This window comes from Actinomyces sp. oral taxon 175 str. F0384, from assembly GCF_000223355.1.
GTDB classification, from domain to species: domain Bacteria; phylum Actinomycetota; class Actinomycetes; order Actinomycetales; family Actinomycetaceae; genus Actinomyces; species Actinomyces oris.
Genome location: NZ_AFUR01000004.1, coordinates 54,913 through 61,225, shown reverse-complemented (window position 1 = coordinate 61,225; position 6,313 = coordinate 54,913). Strand labels below are relative to the sequence as shown.

The window sequence follows — 6,313 nt, the reverse complement described above, 5'->3', positions numbered from 1 at the left end:
CTGAGCAGACGGCCCTGGAGCTGGCCGGGGCCTGGCTGACCGAGGAGGAGCGCACCGTCTGGGAGGGCGGGCGGCTGCGCACGGAGAGCCTGCGCCGCCTGGGGGCCATCACACTCACCACCACCCCGGGGCCGCCGCCGGGTTCGACGCAGGTGGCGGAGGCCGTCGTCGCACGGGTGCGCGCCGAGGGGGCTGATGCCGGCCTGGGCGTACTGCCGTGGGATGAGGAGGCGCTCGGCCTGCGCGCCCGACTGGCCCTGCTGCATGAGCACCTGGGCGAGCCCTGGCCGGATATGAGCGATGCGGCCCTGGCCGAGCGGGCCGAGGAGTGGCTGGCACTGGCTGTGACGCGCCTGGCCGGGCAGGCCGGAGGGTCAGGCGGGTCGGGTAGGTCCGGTGAGTCGGCGTCGGGCTCGGGGAGTCGCCGTTTCAGCCTGGAGCGGCTGGACGTGGCCCAGGCGCTGCGGGCGCTGCTGCCGTGGCCGCAGGCGGCGCGCCTGGACGAGCTGGTGCCCGAACGGATCGAGGTCCCCTCCGGCTCACAGGTGCGGGTGGACTACACGGCGGCGGTCGGCGGCGCGGCCGGGAGCGCGGGACTGGCAGGCCCGGCCGAGGCCGGGCGGGCGGGTCGGCCGGTGCTGGCGGTGCGGGTCCAGGAGTGCTTCGGCTGGGAGGCCACTCCGCGGATCGTGGAGGGCCGGGTGGCGGTGCTGCTGCACCTGCTCTCTCCGGCGCGCCGTCCGGTGGCGGTCACCGACGACCTGGCCTCCTTCTGGGAGCAGGGCTATCCGCAGGTGCGCGCCGAGATGCGGGGCCGCTACCCCAAGCACGCCTGGCCGGAGGACCCGTGGAACGCACCCGCCACGAGGGGGACCGGACGACGTCGGTAGGTGGGGGCGAAGCTCAGCCCGGGCCGTCCGGGGACGGTCGATGGTGAGTGCCGGCCCTGTCGGCAGCGCTGGCACCACTGCCCCCCCGCCGGGCCCCGACCCGGGCCGCTCACGAACTGCCCCGGCCGGCTCACCGGCGCGGAGGGCAACCGGTCGGGTGGTGGGGCCTCACCAGGTGGAGGCGTCCAGGCGGCTGAAGCGGAAGCCGGTGGGGTTGCGCTCGGTGTCGGGGTCGGCGTCGGGCACGACGTATCCGACGATCTGGAGGTTCCAGGTGCCGCGCCCGCCCCACAGGGTGGCCGTGGTGCGGGTGCGGCCGCGCACCACCGGGAAGCCGGCGATGGTGTCGGGCTGGACGGAGACCACCTCGTGGGAGTGGTAGCGCATGGCGCCGTTGGCGATGTCGCCGAGCCACTCGACCTTGGGCTGGGGGTAGCCGGTCATGTGGGTCAGGACGCAGTAGTCGGTGAGCAGGGCGTCGATGGCCTTGGTGTCAGCGGCGACCATGGCGTCGCACAGGAGCGAGTAGAGGTCAGCGGCCGCGCGCGGCGCGATCTCGGAGGCGTGGGGGTGCGGGGCCTGAGTGCGGGAACGGGACAGGGTTCGGGATTCGTGGGGACGGCGACTCATAGGTCAAGAGTACGGCCCGACGTCGAATATATGAGGGACCAACAGCTCCAGCGGCCAGGTCGGGGCGCAGGGCCGCAGCGCGCGGCAACGGGCCGCATAAGGCGGCTACTCCACGAGGGTGGGGATCTACCGCCCGAAGGTTGTGCGTACTGGACGAACCCCCGACCTACGTGGAGTACACCCGCCCCTCCCCCAGTGGCCCCCGGCCCTCGTGCAGTACGGGCGTCTCACGACGTCGAGCAGCCACCGGCCATCAACACGGGCAACGCCGAAACGGGGAACGCGAAGGGCCCGCCGCACAGCACCTGGCTGCTCGACGGGCCCTCCCGTGGCGGTAGCGCTGGGATTCGAACCCAGGGTGGCTATGAACCACACAGACTTTCGAGATCTGCACCTTCGGCCGCTCGGACACGCTACCTCGCCCACGAGGTTACACGGACGTTGCCCCGCTCCCCAACGCGACGTCCTGCGGTATCAGTCACGACCGACGTCGTGCTCGGCAAGACCTGAGGCTCACCGCGCCCGGCGGCCCAGCCGGCGGGGCCCGTCAGCGGCGGTCGGCGAAGAAGGCGGTCAGGAGATCCTGGGACTCCTGGGCGCGCAGGCCGGCGCGCACCTCGACCTGGTGGTTGGCGCGGGTGTCGCGCACGACGTCGCGCACCGAGCCGCAGGCCCCGGTCCTCGGCTCCCAGGCCCCCAGGACGAGTCGGGCCACCCGGGCCAGGACAATGGCGCCGGCGCACATGGTGCACGGCTCGAGCGTGACCACAAGAGTGCAGCCGTCCAGGTGGGAGTCGCCCAGAGCGGCGCCGGCGGCACGCAGGGCGCGAATCTCGGCGTGCGCCGTCGGGTCGCGCTCGGCCTCGCGGGCGTTGGCGGCCTCAGCGAGGACCGCCCCCTCCGGCGAGAGCACGACGGCGCCCACCGGCACCTCCCCAGCCTCACCAGCCGCCCGGGCCAGCTCCAGGGCACGCAACATGGCGGCGTCGATGACCGGACTAGTGGCCGGGCTGAGGGCCTGTTTGATGACCGTGCCGCCGCCCCGCTCCCCGGCGAGACCCGCTCGCCCACCGGGCGCGCCGGCGTCGGAGCCCGGGACCGGCGGCCTCGGCGGCTGCGTAGAAGGTGAAGACGTCACGAGTTCATTATCTCGTTATAGGCTCCCCACGACATGCCCGGGCTCGGACGGTCAGCCGCCCCACCGGCCCCCGGCGGCCCCGGCGCCGCCCCCCCGGGCCAGCAACCCAAGCCCCACGAAGACCCCGAGAAGCCCCCGCGAAGACCCCACGAAGAACGGAGCAGGTCGGTGAGCCGGTCCCCCGAATCGAGCGATGAGAGCGAGTCCGCGACAGACGGCCCCTCCAAGGACTCAACCCGGCCGGCCCCGTCGTCGGACCGCTTCTCAGTGCTGCGGCTCCCCGGCGGGTCCTTCCCCGGCGCCCTGCTCGGCAAGCTGCCCGGCAAGGAGCCCCTCAACCCGGTGGTGTTCTTCGTGTCGGCCACCATCATCGCGATCGTCGCCCTGGCCGCGCTCATCGCCCCCGACCTCGTCAAGAGCGCCTTCGGGGCGGCCGTGACCTGGACGAGCCGATGGTTCGGCTCCTTCTACATCCTGCTCATCACGGCCGCGCTCGTCTTCATCCTGGGCCTGGCCTTCTCCCGCTTCGGGCGCATCCGCCTGGGCCCGGACAACTCGACGCCGGACTTCTCCACCTTCGCCTGGACGGCCATGCTCTTCGCCGCCGGCATCGGCACCGAGATCCTGTTCTTCGCCGTCGCCGAGCCGGTCGACCAGTTCGTGCACCCGCCCACCGGCGACGCCCAGGCCATCCCCCCGGCCGCCCGCGCCCGCGAGGCCATCGTCCTGTCCCTGTTCCACTACGGCATCTCCGGCTGGGGCCTGTACGCCCTGGTGGGCCTGGCCATGGCCTACTTCGCCTACCGACGCCGCGATACCCTCACGCTGCGCTCCACCCTGCGCCCGCTGCTGGGGCGGCACACCGAGGGCGTCATCGGCGACATCGTCGACGCCGCAGCCCTGGTCGGCGGGGTCTTCGGCATCGCGGCCTCGCTGGGGGTCGGCGTCGTCCAGCTGAACGTGGCCCTCAACATCCTGTTCGGGCTGCCGCAGGGCTTCCCCACCCAGATCGGGCTGACCGCCCTGGCCGTCATCATGGCCACCGTCTCGGCCGTCTCCGGCGTCGACCGAGGCGTGCGCGTCCTGTCCACCATCAACGTGCTGCTGGCCATCGGCCTGGCCCTGTGGGTGCTCATCACCGGTGACGCCGCTTTTCTCATCGACGCGCTCATCGGCTCCATCGGCGACTTCTTCACCCGCTTCCCGCAGCTGACGCTGGAGACCTACGCCTACAACCGTCCCGATGACTGGCTCAACGCCTGGACCCTGTTCTTCTGGGCGTGGTGGATCGCCTGGGCGGCCTTCGTGGGCATGTTCCTGGCCCGCATCTCACGCGGCCGCACCATCCGCCAGTTCGTGCTCGGCAGCCTCCTGCTGCCCTTCTGCTACATCCTCATGTGGGTGGCGATCTTCGGCAACCACGCCCTGGACCTGGTCATCCGCGGCAACGGCGAGTTCCGGGACATCACCCTGGAGCGCCCCGAGCAGGGGCTGTACTGGATCCTGGAGCACCTGCCGGGCCAGAAGATCCTCATCGCCCTGGCGCTGTTCGTGGGGATCCTCTTCTACGTCACCAGCGCCGACTCCGGCGCCCTGGTGATGGCCAACCTCTCCAGCCGTATCCGCTCGGCGCGTCAGGACGCCGCCGCCTGGCTGCGGATCTTCTGGGCCGCCCTGACCGGGATTCTCACCATCGCGATGCTCGTGGCCGGCGGCATCCCCATCCTGCAGCAGGCCACGATCGTCATGGCGCTGCCCTTCTCCGGGGTCCTCATCCTCATCATGTACACCCTGTGGCGCTCCCTGAGCACCGAGGACACCTACAACCAGGCCCTGAGTCAGGCCAACAGCAACCGGGCCCTGGGCTTCAACGGCTCGGCCGCGGGGCTGGAGCAGACGCCCTGGCGCGAGCGCCTGACGCACACCCTCAACTCGGTGTCCCCCGACGAGGCCGGCAACGCCATGGAGCGGCGCATCGTGCCGGCTCTGGAGGCGGTGGCCACCGAGCTGCGCAAGGAGAACGTCTCCGCCGAGGTCTTCGTCGAGGGCCCCGAGGCCCAGGACCCCGACGACGAGCGCACCTTCCTGGGGCGCGCCAGCCTGGTGGTCTCCTCCCACCCGGCCACCGACAGCGGCGAGGAGCAGTCCAGCTCCATCGACTCCTTCCGCTACGTGGTGCGCATGGTGGTCACGCCGGTGCCCGCCTACGGTTTCGCGGTCCACGAGGCCGACGACCTCACGGTGCGCCTCGAGGTGCGCCCGCACAGCGGCGGCCAGGGCTACGACGTCGTCGACTGGAACTCCGACCAGGTGGCCCACGACGTCCTCGACCACTACGAGCGCTGGCTGGAGTACGTGGGCACCTCCGAGAAGAGCGAGTCCCGGTTCTCCCGCCGGCTCTGAGGCGTACTCCCGCGCCCGCTGTCGGGCCTGCCCCGGGCTCGATTCCTCCCCGCCATCGACCGGTCTACCCCGGCCCACCGTCTCCTCACCGCCGTCTCTCAGTGCACCCCCAACACTGACGGGGACATTGCGCGCAGCCGGGGACTCTTTCTTCCGGGCGGGGGCATCCTGCGCGTGCGGGGACGGGATTCCTGTCCCCGAAGGCGTCGAAGGTCCCCGGCCGGAGTAGACCACACCTGGCCGCGTCGAATGTCCCCGCCAGACATGGCCGCCGGTAGCCGGATGCGGCCACCGGCGGCCCGAGGTCAGTCCGCCTCGACCGTGTAGGAGGCGAGGCGCTCCTGGAAGGCGGGGTCGTAGTGGTTGACGACGCCCTGTCCCTCGTCGAGCGCGGCGATGGCCCGCATGTCGGCGTCGTCGAGCTGGAAGTCGGTGACGTCGAGGTTGGTGACCATGCGCTCGCGGTGGACCGTCTTGGGGATAACGATGATGTCGAGCTGGATGAGATAGCGCAGGGCCACCTGGGCGGCGGTCTTGCCGTGCTTCTCGCCGACGGCGTTGAGCACCGGGTGGGTGAAGATGTTGTTGCGGCCCTGGGCGAGCGGCCCCCAGGACTCCAGGGCGGTGCCGTACTTGGTGTACCAGGCGCGATTGTCGGCCTGCTGGTTGAAGACGTGGGTCTCCATCTGGTTGACGGCCGGCGGCACCTCGACGTGCTGCGCCAGGTCCACGAACCGGTCGGGGAAGAAGTTGGAGACGCCGATGGCGCGGACCTTGCCGGCGGCCAGGGCCTTCTCCATGGCGCGGTAGGTGCCGTAGTAGTCGCCGAAGGGCTGGTGGACGAGCAGCAGGTCGATGTAGTCGGTGCCCAGGCGGCGCAGGGAGCCGTCGATGGAGCGCGCGGCGCGCTCCTCCCCGGCGTTGGAGATCCACACCTTGGTGGTCAGGAAAATGTCCTCGCGGGGCAGTCCACTGGCGGCGACGGCCGCGCCCACGCCCTCCTCGTTGCGGTAGGCCTGGGCGGTGTCGACGTGGCGGTAGCCGACCTCGAAGGCCTCGAGCACGGCCCGCTCGGTCTCCTCCGGCGGAGTCAGGAAGACGCCGTAGCCGATCTGCGGGATATCGACGCCATTGTTAAGAGTGATGGTGGGGGCGGAGCCGTTGGCCATGAATTCTCCTTCGATGCGGTCGGTGTCAGCAACCTAGCCCCGCAGGCGGGCGGGATGTCGTCCCTTTCGCGCCGGGCCCAACT

5 protein-coding genes and 1 tRNA gene are annotated in these 6,313 nt (G+C 71.4%); 2 read left to right on the top strand and 4 right to left on the bottom strand.

Going from position 1 to position 6,313, the window contains the following annotated elements:
* On the top strand, window positions 1-890 hold an 890-nt coding region (locus HMPREF9058_RS07755), incomplete at its 5' end, for an ATP-dependent helicase C-terminal domain-containing protein (RefSeq protein WP_009406709.1).
* A gap of 168 nt (window positions 891-1,058) precedes the next feature.
* Here the strand turns inward: HMPREF9058_RS07755 and HMPREF9058_RS07750 are convergent.
* The 3 genes from HMPREF9058_RS07750 to HMPREF9058_RS07745 all read right to left on the bottom strand — a co-directional run bounded on the left by HMPREF9058_RS07750 (window position 1,059) and on the right by HMPREF9058_RS07745 (window position 2,658).
* The gene (locus HMPREF9058_RS07750) at window positions 1,059-1,520 is read right to left on the bottom strand and encodes a nuclear transport factor 2 family protein (protein ID WP_009406705.1); all 462 of its coding nucleotides are present in this window, start codon (window positions 1,518-1,520) and stop codon (window positions 1,059-1,061) included.
* 329 nt (window positions 1,521-1,849) lie between these two features.
* Window positions 1,850-1,938 (bottom strand) — tRNA-Ser (locus tag HMPREF9058_RS13610).
* A gap of 129 nt (window positions 1,939-2,067) precedes the next feature.
* Window positions 2,068-2,658: a nucleoside deaminase gene (locus tag HMPREF9058_RS07745; protein ID WP_009406676.1), complete on the bottom strand. Its 591-nt coding sequence runs from the start codon at window positions 2,656-2,658 to the stop codon at window positions 2,068-2,070.
* Between the two features lie 168 nt (window positions 2,659-2,826).
* Between HMPREF9058_RS07745 and betT the strand changes: the two genes are divergently transcribed.
* Window positions 2,827-5,061, top strand: a complete 2,235-nt coding sequence (gene betT / locus HMPREF9058_RS07740; protein ID WP_009406701.1) for a choline BCCT transporter BetT — start codon at window positions 2,827-2,829, stop codon at window positions 5,059-5,061.
* A 305-nt stretch (window positions 5,062-5,366) separates the two neighbouring features.
* On the opposite strand, the gene HMPREF9058_RS07735 is transcribed toward betT, so the two are convergent.
* Window positions 5,367-6,230, bottom strand: a complete 864-nt coding sequence (locus HMPREF9058_RS07735; protein ID WP_009406702.1) for an aldo/keto reductase — start codon at window positions 6,228-6,230, stop codon at window positions 5,367-5,369.
* Between the last annotated feature and the right edge of the window lie 83 nt (window positions 6,231-6,313).

Bases quoted from the DNA above. Each gene is read 5' to 3' on its own strand.
- HMPREF9058_RS07735 (WP_009406702.1), bottom strand. From the start codon at position 6,230: ATGGCCAACGGCTCCGCCCCCACCATCACTCTTAACAATGGCGTCGAT.
- HMPREF9058_RS07750 (WP_009406705.1), bottom strand. From the start codon at position 1,520: ATGAGTCGCCGTCCCCACGAATCCCGAACCCTGTCCCGTTCCCGCACT.